This is a genomic window from Parvularcula oceani (assembly GCF_000733125.1).
Classification (GTDB): Bacteria; Pseudomonadota; Alphaproteobacteria; order Caulobacterales; family Parvularculaceae; genus Parvularcula; species Parvularcula oceani.
The window spans coordinates 174,716-199,556 of record NZ_JPHU01000002.1 but is presented as its reverse complement, the minus strand read 5'-3'; the positions used below and the strand labels follow the sequence as shown (position 1 = coordinate 199,556).

Annotated in this window: 21 protein-coding genes; 5 read left to right on the top strand and 16 right to left on the bottom strand. The window is 69.1% G+C overall.

What is annotated here, in order from left to right:
- Window position 1 precedes the first annotated feature (1 nt).
- The 9 genes from IE88_RS0103290 to IE88_RS0103250 form a co-directional block, all read right to left on the bottom strand.
- Window positions 2-835, bottom strand: coding sequence for an enoyl-ACP reductase FabI (locus IE88_RS0103290; RefSeq protein ID WP_031550100.1), 834 nt, complete (start codon window positions 833-835; stop codon window positions 2-4).
- A 109-nt stretch (window positions 836-944) separates the two neighbouring features.
- Complete coding sequence (locus IE88_RS0103285) at window positions 945-3,395, bottom strand: response regulator (RefSeq protein ID WP_051881455.1); 2,451 nt, start codon at window positions 3,393-3,395, stop codon at window positions 945-947.
- 99 nt (window positions 3,396-3,494) lie between these two features.
- Window positions 3,495-4,715 carry a beta-ketoacyl-ACP synthase I gene (gene fabB, locus IE88_RS0103280; protein WP_031550095.1) on the bottom strand — a complete coding sequence of 407 codons (1,221 nt, stop codon included), beginning with the start codon at window positions 4,713-4,715 and terminating at the stop codon, window positions 3,495-3,497.
- A 90-nt stretch (window positions 4,716-4,805) separates the two neighbouring features.
- On the bottom strand, window positions 4,806-5,372 hold the full coding sequence (fabA, locus tag IE88_RS0103275) for a bifunctional 3-hydroxydecanoyl-ACP dehydratase/trans-2-decenoyl-ACP isomerase (protein WP_051881454.1): 567 nt from the start codon (window positions 5,370-5,372) through the stop codon (window positions 4,806-4,808).
- Window positions 5,373-5,405: 33 nt separating this feature from the next.
- On the bottom strand, window positions 5,406-5,972 hold the full coding sequence (locus tag IE88_RS19010) for an SH3 domain-containing protein (protein ID WP_051881453.1): 567 nt from the start codon (window positions 5,970-5,972) through the stop codon (window positions 5,406-5,408).
- 73 nt (window positions 5,973-6,045) lie between these two features.
- Window positions 6,046-6,261, bottom strand: a complete 216-nt coding sequence (locus tag IE88_RS0103265) for a Trm112 family protein (protein WP_031550088.1) — start codon at window positions 6,259-6,261, stop codon at window positions 6,046-6,048.
- 3 nt (window positions 6,262-6,264) lie between these two features.
- The gene (locus IE88_RS0103260) at window positions 6,265-6,948 is read right to left on the bottom strand and encodes an LON peptidase substrate-binding domain-containing protein (protein ID WP_036766501.1); all 684 of its coding nucleotides are present in this window, start codon (window positions 6,946-6,948) and stop codon (window positions 6,265-6,267) included.
- Between the two features lie 59 nt (window positions 6,949-7,007).
- Window positions 7,008-7,961 carry a thioredoxin gene (gene trxA / locus IE88_RS0103255; RefSeq protein ID WP_031550082.1) on the bottom strand — a complete coding sequence of 318 codons (954 nt, stop codon included), beginning with the start codon at window positions 7,959-7,961 and terminating at the stop codon, window positions 7,008-7,010.
- A 97-nt stretch (window positions 7,962-8,058) separates the two neighbouring features.
- A complete protein-coding gene (locus tag IE88_RS0103250; RefSeq protein WP_031550079.1) occupies window positions 8,059-8,571 on the bottom strand; it encodes a prolyl-tRNA synthetase associated domain-containing protein in 513 nt (170 codons plus the stop codon).
- Window positions 8,572-8,670: 99 nt separating this feature from the next.
- Here IE88_RS0103250 and IE88_RS17085 point away from each other — a divergent pair, with 99 nt between their 5' ends.
- Window positions 8,671-10,623, top strand: coding sequence for a potassium/proton antiporter (locus tag IE88_RS17085; protein WP_051881452.1), 1,953 nt, complete (start codon window positions 8,671-8,673; stop codon window positions 10,621-10,623).
- A 56-nt stretch (window positions 10,624-10,679) separates the two neighbouring features.
- Here IE88_RS17085 and IE88_RS0103240 read toward each other — a convergent pair whose 3' ends face one another.
- Both IE88_RS0103240 and IE88_RS0103235 read right to left on the bottom strand, forming a co-directional pair.
- The gene (locus IE88_RS0103240; protein ID WP_036766500.1) at window positions 10,680-12,725 is read right to left on the bottom strand and encodes a S9 family peptidase; all 2,046 of its coding nucleotides are present in this window, start codon (window positions 12,723-12,725) and stop codon (window positions 10,680-10,682) included.
- A gap of 628 nt (window positions 12,726-13,353) precedes the next feature.
- Entirely contained in the window at window positions 13,354-13,815 is a 462-nt protein-coding gene (locus tag IE88_RS0103235) for a GcrA family cell cycle regulator (RefSeq protein WP_031550070.1), read from the bottom strand.
- A 268-nt stretch (window positions 13,816-14,083) separates the two neighbouring features.
- Between IE88_RS0103235 and IE88_RS0103230 the strand changes: the two genes are divergently transcribed.
- Both IE88_RS0103230 and IE88_RS0103225 read left to right on the top strand, forming a co-directional pair.
- On the top strand, window positions 14,084-14,971 hold the full coding sequence (locus IE88_RS0103230) for an ABC transporter permease (protein ID WP_238319257.1): 888 nt from the start codon (window positions 14,084-14,086) through the stop codon (window positions 14,969-14,971).
- 4 nt (window positions 14,972-14,975) lie between these two features.
- Window positions 14,976-15,941: an Hsp33 family molecular chaperone gene (locus IE88_RS0103225; RefSeq protein ID WP_051881451.1), complete on the top strand. Its 966-nt coding sequence runs from the start codon at window positions 14,976-14,978 to the stop codon at window positions 15,939-15,941.
- A 56-nt stretch (window positions 15,942-15,997) separates the two neighbouring features.
- On the opposite strand, the gene IE88_RS0103220 is transcribed toward IE88_RS0103225, so the two are convergent.
- The gene (locus IE88_RS0103220) at window positions 15,998-17,422 is read right to left on the bottom strand and encodes a Glu/Leu/Phe/Val family dehydrogenase (protein ID WP_031550061.1); all 1,425 of its coding nucleotides are present in this window, start codon (window positions 17,420-17,422) and stop codon (window positions 15,998-16,000) included.
- A gap of 209 nt (window positions 17,423-17,631) precedes the next feature.
- Here IE88_RS0103220 and IE88_RS0103215 point away from each other — a divergent pair, with 209 nt between their 5' ends.
- Entirely contained in the window at window positions 17,632-18,354 is a 723-nt protein-coding gene (locus tag IE88_RS0103215; RefSeq protein ID WP_031550058.1) for an ABC transporter permease, read from the top strand.
- Here IE88_RS0103215 and purH read toward each other — a convergent pair.
- The 4 genes from purH to rpe form a co-directional block, all read right to left on the bottom strand.
- Window positions 18,326-19,915, bottom strand: a complete 1,590-nt coding sequence (gene purH / locus IE88_RS0103210) for a bifunctional phosphoribosylaminoimidazolecarboxamide formyltransferase/IMP cyclohydrolase (RefSeq protein WP_031550055.1) — start codon at window positions 19,913-19,915, stop codon at window positions 18,326-18,328. The two genes, IE88_RS0103215 and purH, sit on opposite strands and share 29 nt — an antisense overlap.
- 66 nt (window positions 19,916-19,981) lie before the next feature.
- Complete coding sequence (locus IE88_RS0103205; RefSeq protein ID WP_051881450.1) at window positions 19,982-21,226, bottom strand: UDP-N-acetylglucosamine 4,6-dehydratase family protein; 1,245 nt, start codon at window positions 21,224-21,226, stop codon at window positions 19,982-19,984.
- 85 nt (window positions 21,227-21,311) lie between these two features.
- On the bottom strand, window positions 21,312-22,781 hold the full coding sequence (locus IE88_RS0103200; protein ID WP_031550048.1) for a heparinase II/III domain-containing protein: 1,470 nt from the start codon (window positions 22,779-22,781) through the stop codon (window positions 21,312-21,314).
- A complete protein-coding gene (rpe, locus tag IE88_RS0103195) occupies window positions 22,778-23,455 on the bottom strand; it encodes a ribulose-phosphate 3-epimerase (RefSeq protein ID WP_031550046.1) in 678 nt (225 codons plus the stop codon). Before rpe ends, IE88_RS0103200 begins: the two co-directional genes overlap by 4 nt.
- 322 nt (window positions 23,456-23,777) lie before the next feature.
- Here rpe and IE88_RS0103190 point away from each other — a divergent pair, with 322 nt between their 5' ends.
- On the top strand, window positions 23,778-24,830 hold the full coding sequence (locus IE88_RS0103190) for an aldo/keto reductase (RefSeq protein ID WP_031550043.1): 1,053 nt from the start codon (window positions 23,778-23,780) through the stop codon (window positions 24,828-24,830).
- The last annotated feature ends 11 nt before the right edge of the window (window positions 24,831-24,841 follow it).

Here is a 24,841-nt window from a genome sequence, read left to right as displayed (position 1 = left end):
GCTACTCGCCCTTCGATCCGCGCATCACGTCCTCGTCGGGCATGCCGACGATGTGGAAGCCCGCATCGACGTGCAGGACCTCGCCCGTGCAGCTCTTGCCGAGATCGGAGAGCAGGTAGAGCGCCGCGCCAGCAACGCCCGCGGGATCGGTGTCCTCGCGCAGAGGGCTCCAATTGCGCCCTTCGGAGAGCAGCGAGCGGCCGCCCGAAATGCCGCCGAGGGACAGCGTCTTGATCGCCCCCGCCGAAATCGCGTTCACCCGGATGCCGCGCGGCCCGAGATCGCGCGCGATATAGCGGGTGGACGCTTCGAGCGCGGCCTTGGCGACGCCCATGACGTTATAGGAGGGGATGGTGCGCTCGGACCCAAGATAGGTCAGCGTGATCATCGCGCCGCCTTCCGACATCATCGCGCTCGCCCGGCGCGCGGCGTCGACGAAGCTGAAGGCCGAGATGTCGAGGGACTGCTTGAAGTTCTCGCGCGTCGTGTTCTCGACGAAGGACCCCTTGAGCTCGTCCTTGTCCGAGAAGGCGATGGCGTGGACGAGGAAGTCGAGGCCGCCCCAGTCGCGCTGCAACTCGCCGAAGGCGGCTTCCATCGAGGCGTCGGAGGTCACGTCGCAGGGAATGAGCTTGGTGACGCCGAGCTCTTCTGCGAGCGGACGGACCCGCTTCTCCATCGCCTCGATATAGGTGAAGGCGAGTTCCGCGCCCTGCGCGGCCAGCTGCTGCGCGATCGACCAGGCGATCGAGTTCTTGTTCGCAACGCCCATGACGACGCCGCGGCGTCCCTTCATCAGCGTGCCGGCGGGAAAGGGAGAGGAAGTCTCGGACATGGGGCGCCTCGGCTCTGCTTCGCCCCGCGTGTAGCGCCGCCGGGCGGTTTGCCCAAGCGCCAGTAACGGTCCGGCAGTGACGGCAGGGCGAAGCGGTGCCCGGGGCGGCTCAGGCGGTCATCGCCGCGCTGGCGGCATCCCGGTCGGGGCCTGTCCAGCTTTCGAGGATCCGGCCGAGCGCCTCCTTCTTGATCGGCTTTGCGAGATAGTCGTCCATGCCGTGCGCGAGGCAGTCCTCGCGCTGGCCCGCGAGGGCATGGGCGGTCAGGCAGACGATCGGCACGCGCTCCCGGCCCTCTTTCTGCTCGAGCGCCCTTATGGCGGCGGTCGCCTGATAGCCGTCCAGTTCCGGCATGGACAGGTCCATCAGGACGATGTCGAAGCTGGCCGTCCGGCAGGCCTCATAGGCCTCGCGCCCGTTCTCCGCGAGGGTGACGGCGTAGCGGTCCGCGTCGATGAGGCTGCTCAGCACCATCCTGTTCACCGCATTGTCATCGGCAGCGAGAACGCGCAGGCGCGGCCGGCCTTGGGTTTCGGCATCAGGGCAGGCTGCGGCCTCCTCAAGGCGCGGCGGCCTTCCGGCTTCGGGCGGGGCGGGAAGCATCGCTCTGTCCATGGCTTCGGAGAGGGTCTGGTAGAGCGCGGCCGAGCGGATCGGCTTGACGAGATAGCCGTCCGCCCCGAGCGCGCGGAAGGCCGTCACGACCGCATCGTCATCCGCCGAGGAGAGGACGACCACCCGCACCGGGCTGAGCGTGTCGGCCCGGTGAATGTGCTCTGCCACTGCGAGGCCGTCGATTTCCGGCATGTGATAGTCGAGCAGGACCGCGTCGTATGGCACGCCGTCCGCGGCCGCCATTTCGAGGAGTTCGATCGCCTCGCGGCCGCCGGACGCCCTGGTGGGGCTGAGCCCCCAGGAGCGGCATTGTTCTTCGAGGATTTCCAGATTGACCGCGACGTCGTCCACCAGGAGGACGCGCGCCGGGGGAAGCGGACGCAGCCCGGCCTGGGGCCTGGCCGAGGTCTCGGCGACCGGCAGGGGCAGGTCGACCCAGAAGGTCGAGCCGCGCCCGATCCGCGATTCCACGGCCACCTGGCCGCCCATCATCTCGGTCAGCCGGCTGACGATGGTGAGGCCGAGGCCCGTGCCGCCATATTCGCGCGTAGTCGAAGTCTCGGCCTGATTGAACTCCTCGAAGATCGCTTCGAGCTTGTGCTCGTCGATGCCGATCCCCGTGTCCCGCACGGCGATGCGCCAGCGCGGCGTGCCGTTCTCCGCATCCGCTTCGCAGCGGGACACCTCGATCAGGACATGGCCCCTCGCCGTGAACTTGAGCGCATTGCTGGCGAGATTGGTGACGATCTGGCGGATGCGCCCGACATCGCCCGTCAGATCGGCCGGCAGGTCGGGATCGCAGCGCACGAGGATCTCGATACCCTTTTCCTGCGCCCCGGGAGCGAGCAGCGTCGCCACGTCCTCGACGGCGGTGCGCAGGTCGAAGACGGTGGGATCGAGTTCGAGGCGGCCCGCCTCGATCTTGGAGAAGTCGAGAATGTCGTTGATGATCGTCAGCAGGGCGCTGCCCGAATTGTGGATCGTGTCGGCATAGCTGCGCTGGCGGGCGGTCAGATCGCTCTCCAGCAGGAGTTCCGACATTCCGAGGACGCCGTTCATGGGCGTGCGGATTTCATGCGACATGTTCGCCAGGAAGGCGGATTTGGCCTTGCTCGCCTCCTCGGCCCGCGACTTCGCGATCTCGAGTTCGGCATTGCGCGCGGCCAGCTCCTCGGTCAGCGCGCGGAGCTGGCGCGCCTCCTCGGCCTTCCGGCGCGTGACCGTCTGGTCGAGGACCGAGGCCGCGAAGCTTGTGGCGAGCACGAGCAGCACGGCGGCGGCCGTGGCGATCGCCAAAGGCGTGCTCGATCCCGTCCAGGCCGCCGGGTCCGGATCGAGCGGCAGCACGGTCAGGGCGCCCATCCCGAGGAAGTGGATGCTGAGAATGCCGCAGACGAAGAGCAGCGGGCAGATCACCAGGCGCCGCATCGAGCGCTCGGTGGTGAAGAGCTGCACGCAGCCGAAATTGAGCAGGAAGGCCAGAGCGAAGGAGGCCGCCACGACGCGCATGTCCCATTGCAGAAGCGCGCTCGCCGAATAGGCGCTCATGCCGAGATAGTGCATGCCGCCAGCGGCGGCGGTGAGCGACAGCGCCGCCACGTTCCGGCACCTCTGGCAGCCATAGCCGCGCATGACGGGGACGACGCTGAAGCCGTAGAGCAGGCAGGCAAGGCCGAGCGACCCGGCCGTTCTCGCAAGCGAGATGCCGCGTTCGATCTCGTACTGGTAGCCGAGCATGGCGATGAAATGCGTGGCCCAGACGCCGCAGCCGCAGGCAAGGCCGCCGATGACGACCCAGAGAGCCTTGCGCCGGAGGCCGGAGGCCCGCGCGGCGCGGTCCCAGAGCGCGACGACGGTGAAGCTGCACAGGATGCAGACCGCGAATGCGACGACCACGTGCTGCCACTCGTGCTCGCTGGTCACGCAGTTCAGTATGAACGCCATCCGCCCCTTCCCCCGTCTTCGGAGGAGGGGCCTAGTATGGCAGGCTAAACGCTTGCTGAAGATCGCGGCGGTTCACGGAAACGTGCGCAGCTCCCGGCCTCAATCCGCGTAGCGCTCCATCACCATGCAGCCATTGGTGCCGCCAAAGCCGAAGCTGTTGCACAAGAAGCGGTCGAGATCGGCATCGTCCCGCCGCTCGCGGAGAACGGGCAGGTCCGCGAATTGCGGGTCGAGCGTTTCGATATGCGCGGAGGCCGCGAGGAAGCGCTCCTTCATCATCAGGAGGCTGTAGATCAACTCCTGCGCGCCGACAGCGCCGAGGCTGTGGCCGGTGAGCGACTTGGTCGAGGAGAAGGGCGGCACCGCATCGCCGAAGACCTCCCGAAGGGCGCCCGTTTCCCGCTCGTCGCCGACCGGGGTCGAGGTGCCGTGCGTGTTCACATAGCCGATCGGGCCGCGCGCCGTGCGGATCGCTGCCTTCATGCAGCGCACGGCGCCTTCGCCCGACGGCGCGACCATGTCATAGCCGTCGGAATTGGCGGCATAGCCGGTGATCTCGCCCCAGATCCTCGCGCCGCGGGCGAGAGCGCGGTCGAGGGATTCGACGACCAAGACGGCCGCGCCGCCGGCGATGACGAAGCCGTCGCGGCTCTCGTCATAGGCGCGGCTGGCGCTCTCCGGCGTGTCGTTGTGCTTGGTCGACATCGCGCCCATGGCGTCGAACATGTTGGACAGGGTCCAGTCGAGATCCTCTCCGCCGCCGGCGAAGATCACGTCCTGCTTGCCCATGGCGACCTGCTCATAGGCATGGCCGACGCAGTGCACACTGGTCGCGCAGGCCGAGCTGATCGAATAGTTGAGGCCCTTGATCCTGAAGGGCACGGCGAGGCAGGCCGAATTGGTGCTCGACATCGCCTTGGGGACCGCCGTCGGCCCGATCCTGCGCGGGCTGCCGGTCTCGCGCGTCTTGTCGGCGGCCATGACGATGGTCTCGGTCGAGGGCCCGCCCGAGCCCATGACGATGCCGGTCATCTCGTGGCTGACCTCGGCCTCCTCAAGGCCGGCATCCTCGATCGCGTCGCGCATGGCGAGGTAGTTCCAGGCCGCGCCTTCGCCCATGAAGCGCCGCGTCTTCTTGTCGAGCACCTCCTCGACGTCGATGCCGGGCTTGCCCCAGACCTGGCTCTTGAAGCCGCGCTCGGCCATTTCCTCGGACCGCGTGATGCCCGAGCGGCTCTCCCGCAGCGACGTCGTCACCTCGTCCAGCGTGCTGCCGATCGAAGAGACGATGCCCATGCCCGTTACGACGACTCTGCGCATCGATCCGCGCTCCTCACTCTGTGTGGCGCGGGCGGATCATCGCCCGCCCGGCTCTTTTCTGGTCCTCTCGCCCGTGTTCCCGCCGCGCGTTCAGAGCGCGCCGGCGTTCAGCTGTTCCTGGCTGAACAGGCCGACGCGGAGATCCTTGGCCTCGTAGATCGGGCGGCCATCGGCGAACATGGTGCCGTCGGCGATGCCGAGCACCAGCTTGCCGCGCATCGCCCGGCGGATGTCGATCTCGTAGCGCACGAGCTTCACGTCGGGCGTGACCTGGCCGGAGAATTTCACGCTGCCAGCGCCCAGCGCGCGGCCCGAGCCCGGGCTGCCGCCCCAGGTCATGAAGAAGCCGACCAGCTGCCACATGGCGTCGAGGCCGAGGCAGCCGGGCATGACCGGATCGCCGGGGAAGTGGCAGTCGAAGAACCACAGGTCCTTGGCGATATCCAGCTCGGCGACGACGCCGCCCTTGCCGTATTTGCCGCCATCCGCCGTGATCGACGTGATCCGGTCCATCATCAGCATGGGCGGAACGGGCAGCTGGGCCGAGCCCGGCCCCCGCAGCCCGTTCATGCCGCAGGCGATCAGATCGTCCTTGTCGAAACTGTGCTGGCGGTCCTCGGGAGGAGGCGTGTCGGTCGGGCGCTCGGTCTGTTCCATGCGCTGCTTGCTAGCCGCGCATCCTTTTCCCCGTCAACGCGTTCGCGCCGTCAGCCCCGCGAGACGCCCCACAGCGCGTCCTCGGGCAGCCAGCCGCGGAAGTCGCCGGCGCGCAGGCGGCACCAGCCCGCCTCGCATTCGTCGATCTCGGTCACGAGGCCGGGCGCCAGCCGGGCGCGGCCGGGCGCGGCCGGGCGCGCCCTCGGAGGGCTTTGCCCGCAGGACCGCGTCCTCGCGGGCGACGACGGCGCTGTCATTGCCCATCAGCATGGAGCGGTGGATCCACATGCGGCGGCCGTCCCGGTCCTCGACCCGGCGCCAGACATCGTCGCGGGTCTCTGCGATGACCTTCAGGGGCAGGCCCTTGCGGTGATAGGTGAAGGCGACGGGATAATCGAAGGAGGGGCCGAAGCGGGCGCGCACCTTGTCCTTCTTGAGGGCGACGAAGCGCGGCACGGGAAGGCCGGAAGGCCCGATCACCGTGGTCGCGCTGCTGCTGGCCGCCGTGCTGTTCGCGCCGCCCGCCAGCGCCGCACCCGGCGCGAGCGGCGTCGCGATCATGAGAAGAGAGAAGAGGATAGGGAGAAACCGGGTCCGCATCGTCAGCCTCCGTCGCGTCATGGTCAACGGAAGCTGAATGCCACCCTCAGCGTTAAAGCCGCGTTAAGCGGACTCAACGAACCGTTCCTTCCTCCTCGTCCAGGCGCCGCGCCTCGGCCTCGAGCATGACCGCGATGCCGTCGCGGATCGGAAAGGCGAGCCGCGCCTTGTCCGAGACGAGTTCCTGGCGCTCCTTGTCGAAGGTCAGGGGGCCGCGGGTCACGGGGCAGACCAGCATGGAGAGGAGTTTCGGGTCGAGCGGGCGGTTCTGGGTCTGGTTCTGGGGCATCTCTTATTGCAGCCGCTCGGTGCGGTCCTCGGCATCGCGGCTCGATTCCGCCACCGCCATCTGCATCAGGGCGATGAGGGTCTGGCCGCGGTCGCACAGCGTCTTAGCTTCCAGGATCGCCTGTTTCTCGTCGGGCTCGAAGGGGCAGGACATGGCGACCGAATTGATCAGCGTCTCCGCCGAAGCGCCCTCGATCGAATCCCAGTCCGCCTTGAGGCCGACCTCTTCGAGATAGTCGATGAGGAGTTCGAGCACCCGTTCGCGCAGGGCCGGGTTCTCTTCGGGATCGGGATAGGCGTCCATGGCGAAAGGCGACCAGTCGACTCTGCCGACCCGGAAGCCTTCATCGGTCAGGTCGTCGTCTTCCAGCCGGAACCGCGACGCGCCGGTCAGGGTCAGAAGATAGCGCCCGTCCTCGGTCTCCATGAAGGAGGTGATGCGGCCCGCGCAGCCGATCTCGTAGAGCGGCGGATTGACGTCGTCGTCATAGCGCGGGCGCACCATGCCGATCATCCGGCCCGCGCCGAGCGCGGCCTCGGTCATGGCGAGATAGCGCGGCTCGAACACGTTGAGCGGCAGGCGCGAGCGCGGCAGGAGGATGGCGCTGCGCAGCGGGAAGAGCGGCAGGCTGTCCGGCAGAGTCGCGGCGCCGGGAACTTCGCGTCCGGTTCGGCTGTATCGTGTCATGCTGTCCTCTGCGGTTGCGCCGGCGGGAAGGCCGGCAACGAACCCCTCTCTTTCGGGACTTAGGAAAAGAGAAGGGAAGACAAGCGCCGGCGTCCGGTCTTCACCGCCGGATCCTTGGCACCGAGGGCCTCGAAGACGGTCAGCAGCTTCGCCCGCGCCGCGCCTTCGTTCCATTCCCGGTCCCGCTCGATCAGGCCGAGCAGCGTGTCGATCGCCTCTTCGGAGCGGCCGGCGCCGATCTGCGCCTCGGCCAGGGCGAAGCCGGCATCCATGTCCTGCGGGTTCTTCTCGAAGGCGGCGCGCGCCTCCGCGAGTTCGCCATCATCCGCGCCGCCGCCGAGCGACATCTGCGCCTGGACCTGGGCGACGGCCGGATGGCCGCGCTTGGCCTCGGGCACGGCGTCGAGCGCGGCCTGCGCCTGCTCGGCGCTGCCCGCGGCGAGATAGCAGCGCGCGAGGCCCGCAAGGGCGCCGGCCTGCTCGTCCGAGCCCTCTTCGGCCATCTGGCTCGCCTGTCCGTAAAGCTGCACGGCCTGGCCGAGATCGCCAGCGTCCGCCGCCTCGTCGCCGGCTGCGACATATTCGGCGGCGCCGGGGCCCTGCTGGCCGCCGCCGCCGAGGCCCATCTGCTGCGCCGCCTGCTCGATCCGGTCGATGAAGCCTCTCACCTCGCTTTCGGGCAGGGCGCCGACGAAGCCGTCCACCGGCTGGCCGCCGACAAAGGCCATCACGGTCGGCATGGACTGGATGCGCAGCTGCTGGGCGAGCATCTGGTTCTTGTCGACATCGACCTTGACCATGCGGACCTTGCCGCCGCGCGCCTGCACCTCCTTTTCGAGGATCGGGCCGAGCGTCTTGCAGGGGCCGCACCAGGTCGCCCAGAAATCGACGATGACCGGAACCTCGAGCGAGGCCTGCAGAACGTCCGCCTGGAAGGTCTCGACGGTGGCATCCTTGACGAGGTCTGGCGAGTTGCCCTGGGGCGATGAGCCGAAATCGAGCGTCTGGGACATGATAGGTCTTCCGATATCCGTGTGAGCGTTTGGTCCGTTAGATGGCGGCCCTGCCCGGAGGGGGCAAGGCCGCAGGCTGCGCCTGTGAGGGACTTCCCTATGAGCCGCCTTCCGGCGAGGCGAGATCGAGCCTGCGCACCGATCGGGCATGGCGTTCGCAGAACCGCTCGAGGTCGCCTGGCGACAAGGCGGTGGAGGCGGTGTTGCGCAGCGGGTGGAACCAGACCGGATCATGGGCCATCAGGTTCGTATCCAAAACGACCTCCGAGATCTCTCGCTCTTCATCATTGATCAGCGCGAAGGGCGTCACCGAGCCGGGCGTCACCCCGAGACTGTCGAGAAGCCGGTCCGGCTTGACGAAGGAGAGCCGTCCGCGGGCCCCGAGCGCCCGGCCGACGCCCTTGAGGTCGACGCGGAGGCTGCCGAGCGCGACCAGAAGGAACAGGCGGTCCCTGTCGGTCACGAGCAGCGTCTTCGAATGCCCGCCGGGAAGGCGCGCCTTGACCGGCGCGCTCTGGGCGACCGTGAACACGGCCTCGTGCTCCTCGGTGCGATGGGCGATCCCCATCGCGTCGAGGGCGGCGTAGAGATCGGTTTCGCGGTCCGGCACGGTCACTCTCCTATCGGTAAGGGCGCTTTCTCCCCTCACGGCTACCCGCGGGGCCTCGAACGCGGCATAGGGGAGGCGGCCGGCACAGGGGAGGCTTGAGTGGACGTCGGGATCGTGATCCTCGCCGCCTCGGCGCTGAGCGTCGGCGCGATCCTCGCCGGCGCCGCCGGGCAGAAGATCGGCGCGCCGATCCTTCTCGTCTTCCTTCTGGCGGGGATGCTCGCGGGGCGGGAGGGGCCCGGCGGCATCTCGGTCGATGCGAGCCGCGCCGTCCTCGTCTGGGGCTCTGCGGCGCTCGCCGTGATCCTCTTCGAGGGCGGGCTCCGCACGCCGCAATCTGTGTTCCGCCTCGGCGCGCGGCCGGGCCTCTCGCTCGCGCTCCTGGGCACGCTCGTCACCGCGCTGCTGGTCGCGCCCTTCGCGCGCTTCGCCTTCGGCCTCGAATGGCCCGCAGCGCTGCTGCTCGGCGCCGTCGTCTCCTCGACCGACGCGGCGGCGGTCTTCGCGCTCGCCGCCACGGGCCTGCGCATGCCCAAGCGCGTCGCCGCGGCGCTGGAGGTCGAGTCGGGCTTCAACGACCCGCTCGCGATCCTGCTCGTGGTGGGCCTCTCGGTCTCGCTCGCCACCGAGCCCATGGGCGCTATGGGCTGGGGCGGGACGCTGCTCGTTAAGCTCGGCTTCGGCGCCATAGTGGGCCTCGGGGTCGGGGTCCTCGTGCCCAAGGTGCTGCGCCGGGTCGAGCTGCCGCAGGGCCTGACCTCGATCCTGACGGCCGGCTTCGGCTTCATCGCCTTCGGCCTCGCCGAGACGGTGGGCGGCAGCGGTTTCCTCGCCATCTATCTCGCAGGGCTCACCATCGCGGCCGCCGCGCCGGAAGAGGCGGAGCGCGTGGGCAGCGTGATGGACGGCCTCGCCTGGCTCGCCCAGACCGGGCTGTTCCTCCTCCTGGGGCTGCTCGTCACGCCTTCCCACCTCGCCACGCTCGCTCTGCCGGCGGCGGGCGCCGCCCTGGCCCTGATCTTTCTCGCCCGGCCGCTCGCGGTCCTCCTGGCGCTGTCGCCTTTCGGCTTCGCGATGAAAGAGATCGGCTTCATCGCCTGGGTCGGCCTGCGCGGCGCGACGCCCGTCTATCTCGGGCTTCTGCCCGCCGCGCTCGGCGTGCCGAACGGCAATCTCTATCTCAGCGCGGCGGCCGTCGTCGTGCTCCTCTCGCTCCTCATCCAGGGGTGGACGGCCCCGATCGTCGGCCATGGGCTCGGCGTCGTCGAGGGAGAGGAGGGGCCGCCGGGACGGGGCGCCGCGATCGCCCGGCTCGGCGCCGTCGCCGCCTCGATCGGGGTGGGGGCCTGGTTCGCCGTGGTCCTCGCGCCGATGGCGCTGCCGACCGTCTTCGTGCCCGAGACGGAGGAGGAGCTGCGCGATGCGCTGAAGGAAGAGACGGTCGTCGCCGGCGCCTTTCCGCCGGGCTTCTCCGCCCGGCCGGTCGAGGAGCGCCAGCCGCTCTTCGCCGGAACGGTGGCCGAGGTCGTCGAGGCCGCCAATGACCGCGTCCGCGCCGACCGCGAGGAGTTGCAGGCCCTGGCCGCGCGCGTGGAGGCGCGCGGACGCCTGACGCTCGAGGAAGAAGCCGAGCTGTCAGCGCTCGCCCGGCGCTACGGCCTGCGCTTCGCGCCGCCCGAAACGCTTCTCCAGCGGATCGACATCGTGCCCCCGCGCCTCGCGGCGGCGCAAGGGGCGCTCGCCACGGGCTGGGGCGGGGCGGAGGGGGCCGTCTCGCGCAATGCGGTCTTCGGCCGGAACGTGGAGGAGGGCTATCCGAACCTCGTCTCCGCGGCCTTCGACCTCATCCGCCTCTATGCGAGCCATGACGCCTTCTCGGCCTTCCGGGAGGCCCGCGCGAGCGCGAGGGCGCAGGGCCTCGAGCCGCAGGCCGGGCCGCTCATCGCGCTGACCGGGCCCTATGCCGATGACGGCGAGGCCTATATCGCCTCGCTTCGGGCGGTGGCGGACAGCCCGGCCCTGCGCGAAGCGCCGCCCGCACCTGCGGACTGATCAAAAAAAGGGCGGCAGATCGCCTGCCGCCCCTTTCCTCAGGATCCGCTCCCGGTTCAGTCGGCCGAGCTCGGCTCCGCCTCGAGGCGGCGGACCGCTTCGAGCTCGCGCGCCGGCATGGCCGCGTCCCGCTCGCCCGTCTTCAGATAGGTGTCGAACCAGCGCATCATGCGGTTGGCATAGTCGTATTGCGCCGCGGCCCGGCGGTTGCCGTGGCCTTCGCCGGGATAGGTGACGAGCCGCACCGGCGCATCGCTCAGCCGCTTCATCGTGCGGAAGAGCTGGAGCGACTGGCTCGGATGGACGCGCGGGTCCGCCTCGCCGTGCAGGATCAGGGTCGGCGTGGTGGAATCGGCCGCGTGATTGACCGGGCTCTGCTCGCGATAGATCTCGGGCGCCTCTTCCGGGGTGACGCGGAAATGGCTGTCGACCATTTCTTCGGGAATGTCCGTCGTGCCCATGAAGCTCGTCAGATCCGTCAGCGCGACGAAGACGACGGCCGCGCCGAAATGCTCGGTCAGCGCCGTCGCGCCCCATGCGGAGGCATAGCCGCCATAGGAGCCGCCGGTGATGCCGACCCGCTCGGGATCGATATTGGCCTCTTCGGCGAGATAGTCGACGCCGTCGACGATATCGTCGAACTCGGCCGCGGGCGGGTTCTCCTGGTCGAGCGCGGCAAAGGCCTGCCCCCGCCCGGTCGAGCCGCGATAATTGGGGTAGAAGACGGCATAGCCGTCGCCCGCCGCGATCTGGCCGGGCGTCGAATAGCCCGTGAGCCATCCATTGACATAATGGCTCTCCGGCCCGCCATGCACCACGGTGATCATGGGCGAGGCCGTCTCGCCGCGGCGGAAGCGGCGGCGCTCGGTCGCGGGTTCGATCAGGATGCCCTCGACCTCCGTGCCGTCCTCGGCCTCGTAGCGCACGACCCGCTGCGGGTAGAGCTCCACTCCGTCCAGCCAGGCATTGTGGTCGGTCCACTGCGTCAGCGTCTCGCCGCCGAAGAGGGCGGACGGCTCCTCGGGCGAGGAGGCGGTCGCGACAGTCCCGTTCGCGCCGCCCTCGATATTGCTGACGACGAAGCCGTCATGCGCCTGCCGGTCCGAGATCTCGCCCTCCGCGCTCAGCGTATAGGTCGCCGAGCCCGTGCCCTCGTGGACGAGCACCCGCATCTCGTCCTCGCCGGTCCAGACGAAGTCGATCTCGTCGGCCTCGTCTTCTCCGGTGAGGAAGCGCATCTCGCCCGACATGAGGTCCGCGACGCCGATCGTGTGGGCGACGGAGTCGTAGCGCGAGGTTCCCGCGAGGAAGCCGAGCGTTCCGCCATCGGGCGAGAAGGCGAAGCTGCCGATCTTGCCTTCGGTCTCGATCTCCTGGACCAGCTCGCCGCTGCGCCCGTCGAGGACCCGGATGCGGCGATTGATGATGTCGTCGGCCACGGTCGGGCTCGGCGCCAAGGCCACCGCGACGAGGCTGCCATCGGGGGAGACGGCGATCGCGGAGACCTGGCCGTCGACCTCGACCCTGCGCGCCTCGGGCGCCTCGGCGCCGAGATCCACGCGGTAGAGGCGGGTATAGGAGAGGTCCTCATCGATGACGTTGGCATCGAAGCCGCGCCCTTCGAGCGCGTCGCGGACCGGGTCGGCGGCGTCCTGCGCCGTGAAGAAGAGCGTCTGTCCGTCCTCGCTCAGCGCATAGCCGCGAATGTCCTCGCCGAAGGCAAAGAAAGGCTCGGCCGCGCCGCCCGCGAGCGGCAGCTGCCACAGGGCGCGGGCGCCGTCCGGGCCCTCTGCGAGATAGAGAAGCGTCTCGTCGTCGAGGAAGGACACGCTGCCCGCGCCCGTCTCTTCGGAAACGTAGAGGCGGTCCGAACCCGGTCCGCGCGCCACGCGCCATTGCGTCAGCGCCGTGCCGTTCTCTTCGCCCGAGAGGATGTCCGGCATGCGGTGCAGCGCATAGGCGACGCTGCCGCCATCGGGGGAGACGGCGATGTCGCCGACGGCGCGGACCTTGAACAGGTCGTCGATCTCCATCGGCTCCTGCGCGAATGCGGGTGCGGCGGTGAGCGCCGTCGCGGCGAGCAGGGCGAGCGAATGTTTCATGAAGCCTCCCAGTGTCGTGTGAACCGGAGAGGTAGCAGGCGCGGAAGGCGCAGAAACCCCCGCCGCGCATGAGGGTTAAGACAGTCTGAACGCGGAGCTTGCGCATTCGTCATGAGCGGCGGGCGCGTTCCGGCTTGCGCCGAGGGCTGCTGCCCCTCACCTTCCTCTTCGAGTTCAGCAACATGAAAGGAGGTGGTCGAGTGTCCAGTGAGATCATTCGCCGTCAGTTCGGGATCGGAAGCGAAGCGAAGGGGCTCGAGCAGCCTCGCGCCCTCTGAGGGTCGCCTCCTACTGAAACCCTATCAGGTTCGAGACCCGTTCTGACGGCGGGACTCGCGAAAGGGCCGTCCGCAGGGGCGGCCCTTTTTCGTTTCGCAGAACTGACGCGCTGCGCGCGACGGACCCTTGGTCCGGAGCCGCAGTCGCGGCTCTTCTGGCGGCGAAGGCGGAGAAGGGAGCGCGCGAGGTGCCGCTATGCCCTTGCCCCGAATGCGCCGCGGAGCGAGCGACGTTCAGGAGCGAGCCGGCAGCTCTGCTGCCGTCGCGCGCAGCGCGTCAGCATCAAGAAAACCCAAAGCCGCGACCGCGGCTCCGGGCCGGGAGGCCCGTCGCGCGCAGCGCGTCAGCCCTAATTCATCGCCCGGCGCGCGCTGGGGAGCGCGACGGGCGCCTTGCGGCCGCGTTCGCGGCGGGTGCTGTTCGGCTGGAAGGCAAGCTGGCTGTGATAGGCGCAATAGGGCTTGCCCGAGCTCGCGCCCTGGCCGCAGAAGTGGAAGTCCTCGGAGGCGGGGTCGCCGATCGGCCATTTGCACTGGTTCGCGCCGATATTGCTGACCGTCATGCGGCTCTCGCCGAAGGTCGCGGGGTCCATCTGCACCGATTGCACCTTGGGCTGGACGGGCTCGGGCGCCTTGGGCTGAACGGCCTTGGGCTTGGCGGGGGCGGCGCGCCCGGCGAGGCCGAGGCGGTGCACCTTGCCGATCACGGCGTTGCGGGTCACGCCGCCCAGGCGTCCGGCGATCTGACTGGCGGACAGCCCCTCGCTCCAAAGCGTCTTCAACGTCTCGACCCGATCCTCAGTCCAAGCCATCTCAGCCTCCTCTCGGGCTCGCGCCCATTTCCCTCGCCCCGTCCGGGCCACGCTAGGTATGGTAGAGGGGCGGTCGGACCGCACAATATCTGTGGTTGACGAGTTATTAACGGTCGGGGCCTATCGGCGCGTATTTATCCACAGGCGATGTGGAAACCGCGAAGAGCGTGTGGAAAAGCACGCGCGCTTGACGCGCGCTCCCGCTTCCCCACATTCGGGACCTCCCGACACCAGCTGCCTGCGTGCCGCAACGCGAAGGATTTCCATCATGCCCAGCGGCACCGCCATGACCGCAGACCACACCGCGACGACGCCCGGCCCGGCGGGGCAGGAGGCGTTCGGCGAGCGCCGCTTCGGGGCGGTGAACTGGCTGGGGCTGTGGACGCTCTACAAGAAAGAGGTCCAGCGCTATCTGAAGGTGGCGACGCAGACCGTGCTCGCGCCGATCGTCACGACGCTCCTCTACCTGACCGTCTTCCTCGTCGCCTTTTCGGGCTCGGGCCGCGACGTGACCATGGAGGGCGTGGTGGTGCATTTCGCGGCCTTCCTGCCGCCGGGCCTCATCATGATGGCGGTGCTCTCCAACGCCTTCCAGAACAGCTCGTCCTCGATCATCATCTCCAAGGTGCAGGGCAGCCTCGTCGATGTGCTGATGCCGCCCTTGTCCCCGGCGGAGCTGACGGCCGCCTTCGTCGCGGGCGCGGCGACGCGGGGGCTGATGGTCGGCCTCGTCACCGCGCTGACCATTGCGGGCTTCATGGCGTTCAGCGGCACGCCCCTGACGCTCTCCTCGATCTGGGCCGTGCTCTTCTTCTCGGTCTGCGCGGCGATCCTGCTCGCCGCCATCGGCTGCATCGCGGGGATGTGGGCGGAGAAGTTCGACCAGCTGGCGATGATCTCGAATTTCGTCATCACGCCGCTGACCTTCCTGTCGGGCACGTTCTTCTCGGTGCGCAAGGAGGGGCTGCCCGAATGGGTGGCCGACGTGTCCGCCTTCAACCCCCTGTTCTATCTCATCGACGGCTTCCGCTGGGGCTTTATCGGCGTATCCGACGCGCCGGTCCTGCGCGGCGCTCTCGTCTGCCTCGCCCTGACCATGGTGCTGGTCTTCGCCACCTATCTGCTGTTCCGGCGCGGCTACAAGCTCAAGGCATAACCCGATGTTCGACGACACTCCCTCCGGCGATCCGCGTCCGCAGCGGACCGACGACCTCATCCTGCCCTTCCAGGTCGGGGACAGCGCCGTGCGCGGCCGCATCGTGCGGCTGGGGCCGGCGGTGGACGAGATCCTCTCGCGCCACGACTATCCCGATCCGCTCGCCCAGCTGACCGGCCAGGCGGCGGCGCTCGTCGCCATGCTCGGCACGGCGCTGAAATTCGACGGCAAGCTGATCTTCCAGGCGCAGGGCGATGGCCCCGTCTCGATGATCGTCGCCGATTACAGCGCGGGCGGCGCGCTCCGGGCGACCGCGACCATCCGCGAGGGCGCGAAGGATACGGTGGAGAAGGCGCAGGGCGCCGAGCTGCACTATCTCCTGCGCAAGGGCCACATGGTCATGACCATAGATCAGGGCCCTGACATGGAGCGCTATCAGGGCGTCACGCCGCTCGACGGGCCGACGCTCGCAAAGGCGACGATCAGCTATTTCTCGCAGTCGGAGCAGATTCCGACCGCCGTCGAACTCGCCGTGGGGCGGGTGACGGACGAGGAGGGTCGCGAGCGCTGGCGCGCGGGCGGCATCATGGTGCAGTTCATGCCCGGCGAGGGCGGCACCCGCGAGCGGGGCGAGGACGTCCTGATGGCCGATGAGGACGAGGATGCGTGGAACCGCGCGGCGATCCTGCTCGAGACGGTGAAGCCGGACGAGCTGCTCGATCCGACCATCGCGCCCGAGGAGCTTCTCTTCCGCCTCTATCACGAGGACGGGGTCCGGGTGTTCGAGCCCAAGACCGCGCATTTCGGCTGCACGTGCAGCCGGGACAAGGTCGCCAATGTCCTGTCGCAATATACCCGCGAGGATATCGAGGACATGCTCGAGGACGGGGCGATCGAAGTGTCCTGCGACTTCTGTCGCGAAGCATACCGCTTCGAGCTCGACGAGAGCGGTAAGCAGTTCCGCGAATAGGCGGTTCCGGTAGCGGAACGAAGAAGGGGCGCCCGGCGGGCGCCCCTTCTTTTCTCTCAGAGGCCGAGGCTCCTGTAGCTCGTGGCCACGTCCTGCAGCGCCACGTAATAGGCGGCGGTGCGCAGGTCCTCGATGGCGGGCATGCCGCGCCACGCCGCGCGCATATTGCCGTAGGCGGTGCGCATGGTGTCGTCGAGGCCGGAGCGGACGAGGTCGAGCTCGTCGGCGCCGCGGGCGAAGCGGGCGACGAAGTCGTTGGTGAAGGGCTTGCCCGTCATCTTCTCGAGTTCCTGGAGGAGCATGGTGTTGCGCTTCTCCTCCTCGCGCCGCTGCATCCGGCCGAAGCGGATATGGCTGAGATTCTTCACCCACTCGAAATAGCTCACCGTCACGCCGCCGGCATTGGCGTACATGTCGGGGATGATGAAGACGCCCTTCTCGCGCAGGATGGTGTCGGCATTGGCGGTGACGGGGCCGTTGGCGGCCTCGATGATGACCTTGGCCGAGATCCGCTCGGCATTGCCCGAATTGATCGCGCCCTCGACTGCGGCGGGGATCAGGATGTCGCAGTCCATTTCGAGGACGCCGGCGGAGTCCTCGACGAACTTGCCGTGCGGATAGCCCTTCACCGAACCGTTATGCGCGATCCAGGTCTTGAGCTTCTCGATGTCGATGCCCTTCTCGTCGAGGATCGCGCCATTGTATTCGGACACCGCGACGATCTTCGCGCCGTCCTCCTCGGAGAGGAACTTGGCGGCGTGATAGCCCACATTGCCGAGGCCCTGGACGATGACGCGCTTTCCGTCGAGCGTCCCGTCGAGACCTGCGTCCCGGACATCCTCGTCATGGCGGAAGAACTCGTGCAGGGCGAACTGCACGCCCCGGCCCGTCGCCTCGACCCGGCCCGCGATCCCGCCCGCATGGAGCGGCTTGCCGGTGACGCAGGCGCGCGCGTCGATATCGGTGGGGTGCAGGCGGTTATAGGCATCGGCCATCCACGCCATCTCGCGCTCGCCCGTGCCCATGTCGGGGGCGGGCACGTTCTGGGAGGGGTGGATCAGGTCGCGCTTGGCGAGCTCATAGGTGAAGCGGCGGGTGATCCGCTCCAGCTCGTCCTCGTCCCAGTCGCGCGGGTTGAGCGTCAGCCCGCCCTTGGAGCCGCCGAAGGGCACGGTGACGAGCGCGCATTTGTAGGTCATCAGCGCGGCCAGCGCCTCGACCTCGTCCTGATTGACCGACAGCGCGTAGCGGATGCCGCCCTTGACCGGCTCGACATGCTCGGAATGGACCGCGCGATAGCCCGTGAAGGTGTGGATGTCCCCGCGCAGGCGCACGCCGAAGCGGACCGTATAGACCGAGTTGCAGACCTTGATCTTGTGCTTGAGGCCGTCGGAGATATCGAGATGCGCCGCGGCCCGGTCGAACATCATGTCGGTCGATTCGCGGAACGTCATCTCGCGGGTATGCACGGGGCGGGACATGGGTTTCCTCCTGTGATCACGCTGTTGGAGCGGCCCTAGCTCAGCGGCGAAGCGCCGCACAGGGGCAAAGCGCAGGGAAGGCGGGGGCGCGGGCGGCCCTCGCCGTCACAATCCGCTCAGCATCCGGGGGGCAAGGAGGCGCGGGGGGCCACGGGCCGCGGGATCGGCGCTTCTTGCCGGGGCGCGGCGCATGCCCGAAGGGTGGGGGCATGCCGCAGATCACCGTCATCGCCCTGATCGCGAGCCTCGTGCCGGTGCTCGGCGTCCTCGCGATCGGCCAGCTCTGGGCCGGGGGCGGGCGCGAGATCGCCTATGCGACGATCCGCATGACGGCGCAGCTCGTCGCCATCGGCTTCGTCCTGCGCTTCCTCTTCGCAGAAGAGGCCGTCTGGCTCGGCATCCTCATCGTGTGCGTCATGGTGCTGGCTTCTGCGGTGATCGCGACGCGGCTCGCGGGAGAGGCGCGCTGGACAGAGGCGCTGCCGCGCGCGCTTCTCGCGCTGGCCCTGGGGGGCGGTGGAACGCTCGTCTTCGTGCTGACGGTGGTTCTGGGGCTCGCCCAGCCCTTTTCGGACCTCCGCCTCACCGTCCCGATCGCGGGCATGGTCTTCTCGAACGCGATGACCGGCATCACGCTCGCCGCCGAGCGGCTGGAGCGCGAACGGTCGGCCGGCTCGCCGCCCGCAAAGGCGCGCCGCGACGCGTGGATCGCGGCCATGATCCCGGAGATCAACGCGCTGCTTGCAGTCGGCCTCGTCGCGCTGCCCGGCATGATGACGGGGCAGATCATCGCCGGCGTCGATCCGCTTCTCGCCGTCCGCTACCAGATCGTGATCATGGCGATGATCCTCGAGGCCACGGGGTTCAGCGTCGCGATCTATCTCTGGCTCGCCCAGCGCCGCGTCAGTGCCGGAAGTGGCGCACGCCGGTGAAGACCATGGCGAGGCCCTGCTCGTCGGCGGCCTTTATCACCTCCTCGTCGCGGATCGAGCCGCCGGGCTGGATCACGGCCGTCGCGCCCGCGCTCGCCGCCGCCAGAAGTCCGTCGGCGAAGGGGAAGAAGGCATCGGAGGCGACGACGGAGCCCTTGACCAGCGGCTGGTCGAGCTTGCTGGCCACGGCCGCGTCCTCGGATTTGATCGCGGCGATGCGGGTCGAGTCGATCCGGCTCATCTGGCCCGCGCCGATGCCCACCGTGGCGCCGTCTTTGGCGTAGACGATGGCGTTCGACTTGACGTGCTTGGCGACGGTGAAGGCGAAGAGCAGGTCGCGCAGCTCGTCCTCCGTCGGTGCGCGCTCGGTCACCACGCGAAGGTCGTCCGGGCCGACATGCCGGCTGTCGCGCGACTGGAACAGGAAGCCGCCGGCGATCGGCTTGATCAGCGCGCCTTCGGCGGCGGGGTCGGGCAGGCTTTCCGTGAGCAGGAGGCGCAGGTTCTTCTTCTTGGCGAAGGCTGCGCGCGCCGCCTCGTCCGCGTCCGGCGCGATGACGACCTCGGTGAAGATCGCCGCGATCATCTCGGCCGTCGGCCCGTCGAGCGGCCGGTTCAGCGCGACGATGCCGCCAAAGGCCGAGACGGGGTCGCAGCGCAGCGCCGCCTCATAGGCGGCCCCGAGCGTCTCTCCGGATGCGACGCCGCAGGGATTGGCGTGCTTGATGATGGCGACGCCCGCTCTGTCACGCGGAAGCTCGGCGACGAGCTCATAGGCCGCGTCGGTGTCGTTGAGATTGTTGTAGCTGAGCGCCTTGCCCTGGACCTGCTCGGCGGAGAGGACGCCGGGCCGCTCCGAGCCGTCCTTATAGGCGGCGGCCCATTGATGCGGGTTCTCGCCATAGCGCAGCGTCTGGGCGAGGCGGCCCGAAAGGCCCACCCTGCGCGGCGCCTCGTCCTCGCCCTTGGCGAACCAGGTCGCGATCAGGGAGTCGTATTGCGCGGTGCGGGCATAGGCGATGCCGGCGAGGCGGCGGCGCAAGGCGAGGTCGGTGCCGCCCGCCTTCACCGCATCGAGGACGGCGTCATAATCCTCGGGATCGGTGACGACGGCGACAGAGGCGTGGTTCTTGGCCGCCGCGCGGATCATGGCGGGGCCGCCGATGTCGATGTTCTCGACGATGGTCTCGGCATCCGCGCCGGAGCGGAGCGTCTCCTCGAAGGGGTAGAGATTGACCACGAGGAGATCGATCTCGGCGATGCCGTGCTCTGAAAGCGCGGCCAGGTGCTCCGTCCTGCGCCGGTCGGCGAGGAGGCCGCCATGCACGCCGGGATGCAGCGTCTTGACCCGGCCATCCATGATCTCGGGAAAGCCCGTCAGCTCGGAGACGTCGCGGACCTCGAGGCCCTTTTCGCGCAGGAGGCGCGCCGTCCCGCCGGTCGAGACGAGCTCCACGCCTTCTTCCGCGAGGCGCTTTGCGAATTCGGCGATGCCGGTCTTGTCGGAAACCGAGAGGAGGGCCCTGCGGACGGGGCGGGGATCGAGGAGAGCTTCAGGCATGGCGCGGACCGGGTGGCTTCGGGCGCGCTTATCGGCATACCCGTCCGGCGGGGCAAGCGCCGAGCCTCATTGCGCCGCGCGCGGGCTCCTCACCGGCACGTCGCGGTCGTCCGGGCGGAATTCGGGCACGAGGTGATGCACCGCCGTTTCCAGCGCTTCGCGCTCGCCGCTGCCCGCATGGCGGATCACCTCGGCGAGGCGCGGATTGAGGAGCGGCAGGTCGATCATCGAGGGGCTGGCGAGAAGCACGCCGTCCGCGCTCGTCCGGATCAGGCGTTCGAGGCCGTGAAAGATCTCCTCGAACAGCTTTTCGCCCTGGCGCAGTCCCGTATAGCGGATCGAAATGTCCTCGTGCGGCTTGAGGCCCGCCGCTTCGATCATCCGCTCGGCGAGGGCGGTGATGTTCACCGGCTCGCCCATGTCGAGAACGAAGATGCGGCCGTCATGGGTGAGGACGCTTTTCTTGTCCTCGGACAGGCTCGCGGCCTGGAGGACGAGCTGCACCGCCTCTGGCGTCGTCATGAAGTAGCGCTTCACGTCCGGATGGGTGACGGTGACGGGCCCGCCGCGCGCGATCTGGCGCTGGAAGAGCGGGGCGACCGAGCCGGTCGAGCCGAGGACATTGCCGAAGCGGACGGTGACGAAGCGCGTGCCGGTCTGGGCGATGTCGAGCGCCTGGGCGTAGAGCTCGGCGACGCGCTTGGTCGCGCCCATGAAGCTCGTCGGGTTCACGGCCTTGTCGGTCGAGATGAAGACCACGGCCTCCGCGCCGAGTTCGACGGCGGCGTCGAACACCGTCTTGGCGCCGAGCACGTTGACGAGGGCGGCGGGGCAGGGGTTCGCCTCGACGATGGGCACGTGCTTGTAGGCGGCGGCGTGAAGGACGACCTGGGGCGCTTCCTCGCGGAAGACCGCCATCAGGTGGTCCTTGCGGCAGACATCGACGAGGCGCGGGCGCAGGATCTCGGCATGGCCGCTCGTGCGCAGCTCGAGGTCGATCTCGTAGAGATTGAACTCGGAATTGTCGACGAGGACGAGGCGCTCTGGGCCGTAGCTCGCGACCTGCCGGGCGAGTTCCGAGCCGATCGTGCCGCCGGCGCCGGTGATCAGCACGGATTTGCCCGCGATCAGGCGCATGGCCGCCCGCAGATCGGTCTTGCGCGGCTCGCGGCCCAGAAGGGCGGTCGAATCCATCTCCAGCGCCGTGAGGCCGGAGGGCGCGATGCGGGCGACGACGCGGTCGGTTCGGGGAACGTGCCGGACCAGGCCGGTGGCCTCGCCGATGCGCCGTATGGAATCGCGGAGATTCATGCTGAAGAAACGCTTGCCTGCCCAAAACGGCACAGTAGCAGGCAAAGGCGCGGTGACAACATTCGGCCGGGCGTCATTGCGCCGCTCAGACCCGCTTGAACGCCCAGCGCACCCCTTCGTGCTGCGGGCGCAGGACGAGCTGCTGGCTGCGGGCCGGGGGGCGGCCGCCCGAATAGATGCCCTCTTCCACCGTGAGCTCCGCCGCGGCCGTCTCGAACCGCCAGGAACGGCCCGAGGGCAGGACGAGCGTGACCTTCTCGTCGGCGCTCCGCCGCGCCTCGACCGAAGGGGCGAGGGGAAAGCGGAAGACCGCCTGTTCGCCGAGCTGCGCCTGATCCTCGCCGCGCAGGCCCGTCCCGTCCCGGTCGAGGAAGAGCCGCCGCCGGTGCCGCCCGCCCCCGCCGCGCCGGTCGAGCGTCAGGAGGGTGCCGGCGCGGCTGTCCTCCCGGTCGAGGCGCGCCGGGCCGAGCTTTCCCGCATCGAGCGTCGCGCTGGCCGCGGGCACGCTCAGCGCCTCGCGCCATTCGGCCATGGTGCGGTCGAGCACGCCGAGCGCGCTTTCGGGCGCGCCCGCGCAGGTGACGAGACGGTCCGCGCCGTCGCAGAGCGTGAAGGCGGCCGCGCCGCTGCCATCGCCGCTGAGGCGCCCCAGATCCGCGTGAAGCGCCGTGGTGCCGGCGCGGGCGCTGACATAGCCGAGGCGCTCGAGAAGCTGCTCGGCCTCGGGGCGGATCATGGGATCGAGCGCCTCGATGGCGACCGCGTCGCCTTCGGTGCCGCCGGGCAGCACGGCAAGGCCGCCATCGCCCACGCGCAGGCCGCCCAGCATCAGGCGGACGACCGCCAGCGCCGGCGCGAGGCCGGAGGGCGGGGTCAGGCCGCGGCGGCGATAGACCTGCTGCAACCCGGCGAGGCTGAGGCCGAGGGTGATTGCGGCTTCGGGCTCGCGCAGGCGCGGCGGCAGGACGCCGTTCGCCATGGCCGAGAGCGCCGCGGCCAGCTGCGGCTTGACGATGCGCTCCTGATCGGAGGCGAAAGGCAGGCAGAGCGCGCCCATTGCGAGGCCGATCAGCACGGAGAGCCGCTGCTCGCCCGGCGGCTTGCCCCGAACCGTGCGGGCGAGATGGCGGGTCTGCCGGATGAGCGTGCTGAGAACCTGCTCGCGGTGGGGCGCGTCGCGCCCGGTCAGCAGAAGGTCCGCATGGCGCAGAATGGCTTCGGTCCGCGCGGCGGCCAGCGGCGGGGCCCAGGCCTTGGGGGCGTAGCGGCCATGCGCCTTCGCCCAGGCGTCATAGAGGCGCAGCGCGGCTTCGGCGCCACCTTCGGCATGGCGCAGCGGCGCCAGCCAGCCGAAGCTCTGCGCATAGGCGAAGCTCGGCGCCTCGCGCGAGAAGAAGCCGCCCGGATCGTGCTCGGCCTCGGTGATCAACTTGCGGGCGAGCGCGGGCGAGGGGCCTCGCAGCTCGTCCGGCGCGGTCAGGATCCTGTCGGGCACCGGTCCGCGCAGCGACACGTCGTGATAGAAGCGGTGGCGGCTGCTTCCCGGAGGCATCATCGGGCGCGCGCCCTCCCGCCGCTCCCCCTCAAGGCCGCGATATTGTCCGCATAGGCGGAGGCGCCGCCGCGGAAGACGGCCGTGCCCGCAACGAGCGCGCTCGCGCCTGCCTTCACGATCCGGGCGGCGTTGTCCGGCGTGACGCCGCCATCGACCTCGAGGACGATGTCGCGCCCCGAACCCTCGATCATTTCGCGCAGGCGCGCGATGCGGGCCAGCTGGCCGTCGAGGAAGGCCTGCCCGCCAAAGCCCGGATTGACCGACATGACGAGGATCAGGTCGAGCATGTCGAGGACCGGCTCGGCGAAGGAGAGCGGGGTGGCCGGGTTGAGCGCGATCCCGGCATTCTTGCCGAGGCCCCTGATGGTCTGGAGCGTGCGGTGCAGGTGCGGGCCCGCCTCGGGATGGACGGTGATGATGTCCGCGCCCGCCTCCGCGAAGGCTTCGAGGAACGGATCGGCCGGCGCGACCATGAGGTGGACGTCGAAGGGCAGCTCCGAATGAGGCCTCAGCGCCGAGACGACGCCCGGCCCGATCGTCATGTTCGGCACGAAATGCCCGTCCATCACGTCGACATGGATCATGTCCGCCCCGGCGGCGTCGAGATCGCGGACCGCTTCGCCGAGCGCGGCGAAATCGGCGGAGAGGATGGAAGGAGAGATCAGGGGCGTCATGCTGCTTTGCTAGGGCAGGCAGGCCGATCAAGGCAATTGGTCCGCTCCGTCCGCCGCTCAAAAAGCGAACGCCCGCCGGGGCGGGCGGGCGTCGCGGTGCAAGGTCTTCGCTGCGAAGGGAGCCGCGCAGCTTCGGATCGTTCGGCAGGATGGGCGGGGAGTGCGCTTCTCCGCCCGAGAACCGGGCTACCGTCCGAAAATGGCACGAATGAGGCTCGCGGATGAAATCCAGGACAGGGAGCAACCCTTACCTTGCGGCGCGAAAGGCTTGAGGCGGGGCGCCCCGCCTGACAAGGAGCGCGCGCAACGGAAGGACGTCCTCGTGGCTCTCGAACGCAGGCGGCTCGGCCGCTCCGATACGACCGTGCCCAGCCTGTGCCTCGGCACGATGATGTATGGCGACCAGATCGGGGAGGCGGAGGCCTTCCGGCAGATGGACCGCTGTTTCGAGCGCGGCATCGACTTCCTCGACACGGCCGAGCTCTACACCATTCCGCCCAAGCCCGAGACGCAGGGCGAGAGCGAGCGCATCGTCGGCCGCTGGATCGAGGAGCGGGGCGTGCGGGACCGCGTCCTCATCGCCTCCAAGATCGTCGGCCGCTCCTCGATGGACTGGTTCCGCGAGGACGGCGCGAAGCCGCGCGTGCGGGAGGCCGATATCCGCTTCGCCGTCGAGCGCAGCCTCAAGAACCTGCGCACGGACGTGATCGATCTCTACCAGATCCACTGGCCGGACAGGCCCGTGCGCATTTTCGGGCAGGATCTTCAGGGCTTCGCGCCCTACGAGGATGACGGCGAGCCGATCGAGGCGCAGCTCTCCGCGCTCGGCGACCTCGTGCGCGAGGGCAAGATCAGGCATATCGGCCTGTCCAACGAGACGAGCTGGGGCGTGATGGCCTTCCTGCGGGCCGCAGAGGCCGAGGGGCTGGAGAGGATCGTCAGCAACCAGAACGCCTACAATCTCGTGAACCGCTATTACGAATACGGCCTCGCCGAGATCGCGCAGCAGGAGGATGTCGGCCTCCTCGCCTATTCGCCGATCGGGCAGGGCGCGCTGACCGGGAAATATCTCGGCGGCGCCAGGCCCAAGGGATCGCGCGGAGAATTGTTCGGGCGGCTCGGCCGCTACCAGACCCCCAGCGCGGACGAGGCGATCAGGGCCTATGTCGAGCTTGCGGACGAGATCGGCGTGCCGCCCGCCGTCCTGGCGATGCAATTCGTCACCACGCGCAGCTTCGTGACCTCGAACATTTTCGGCGCGCATGGCGAAGAGCAGCTCGATCAGATCTTCGCGAGCCTGGACATGAAGTGGTCGGAGGAGATCGAGGAAAAGGTCAACGCGATCCACGCGCGCCTGCCGAACCCGTGTCCGTAGGCGGCGCGGCA

Bases quoted from the DNA above. Each gene is read 5' to 3' on its own strand.
- IE88_RS0103290 (WP_031550100.1), bottom strand. From the start codon at position 835: ATGTCCGAGACTTCCTCTCCCTTTCCCGCCGGCACGCTGATGAAGGGA.
- IE88_RS0103285 (WP_051881455.1), bottom strand. From the start codon at position 3,395: ATGGCGTTCATACTGAACTGCGTGACCAGCGAGCACGAGTGGCAGCAC.
- fabB (WP_031550095.1), bottom strand. From the start codon at position 4,715: ATGCGCAGAGTCGTCGTAACGGGCATGGGCATCGTCTCTTCGATCGGC.
- fabA (WP_051881454.1), bottom strand. From the start codon at position 5,372: ATGGAACAGACCGAGCGCCCGACCGACACGCCTCCTCCCGAGGACCGC.
- IE88_RS19010 (WP_051881453.1), bottom strand. From the start codon at position 5,972: ATGCGGACCCGGTTTCTCCCTATCCTCTTCTCTCTTCTCATGATCGCG.
- IE88_RS0103265 (WP_031550088.1), bottom strand. From the start codon at position 6,261: ATGCCCCAGAACCAGACCCAGAACCGCCCGCTCGACCCGAAACTCCTC.
- IE88_RS0103260 (WP_036766501.1), bottom strand. From the start codon at position 6,948: ATGACACGATACAGCCGAACCGGACGCGAAGTTCCCGGCGCCGCGACT.
- trxA (WP_031550082.1), bottom strand. From the start codon at position 7,961: ATGTCCCAGACGCTCGATTTCGGCTCATCGCCCCAGGGCAACTCGCCA.
- IE88_RS0103240 (WP_036766500.1), bottom strand. From the start codon at position 12,725: ATGAAACATTCGCTCGCCCTGCTCGCCGCGACGGCGCTCACCGCCGCA.
- IE88_RS0103235 (WP_031550070.1), bottom strand. From the start codon at position 13,815: ATGGCTTGGACTGAGGATCGGGTCGAGACGTTGAAGACGCTTTGGAGC.
- IE88_RS0103230 (WP_238319257.1), top strand. From the start codon at position 14,084: ATGCCCAGCGGCACCGCCATGACCGCAGACCACACCGCGACGACGCCC.
- IE88_RS0103225 (WP_051881451.1), top strand. From the start codon at position 14,976: ATGTTCGACGACACTCCCTCCGGCGATCCGCGTCCGCAGCGGACCGAC.
- IE88_RS0103220 (WP_031550061.1), bottom strand. From the start codon at position 17,422: ATGTCCCGCCCCGTGCATACCCGCGAGATGACGTTCCGCGAATCGACC.
- IE88_RS0103215 (WP_031550058.1), top strand. From the start codon at position 17,632: ATGCCGCAGATCACCGTCATCGCCCTGATCGCGAGCCTCGTGCCGGTG.
- purH (WP_031550055.1), bottom strand. From the start codon at position 19,915: ATGCCTGAAGCTCTCCTCGATCCCCGCCCCGTCCGCAGGGCCCTCCTC.
- IE88_RS0103205 (WP_051881450.1), bottom strand. From the start codon at position 21,226: ATGAATCTCCGCGATTCCATACGGCGCATCGGCGAGGCCACCGGCCTG.
- IE88_RS0103200 (WP_031550048.1), bottom strand. From the start codon at position 22,781: ATGATGCCTCCGGGAAGCAGCCGCCACCGCTTCTATCACGACGTGTCG.
- rpe (WP_031550046.1), bottom strand. From the start codon at position 23,455: ATGACGCCCCTGATCTCTCCTTCCATCCTCTCCGCCGATTTCGCCGCG.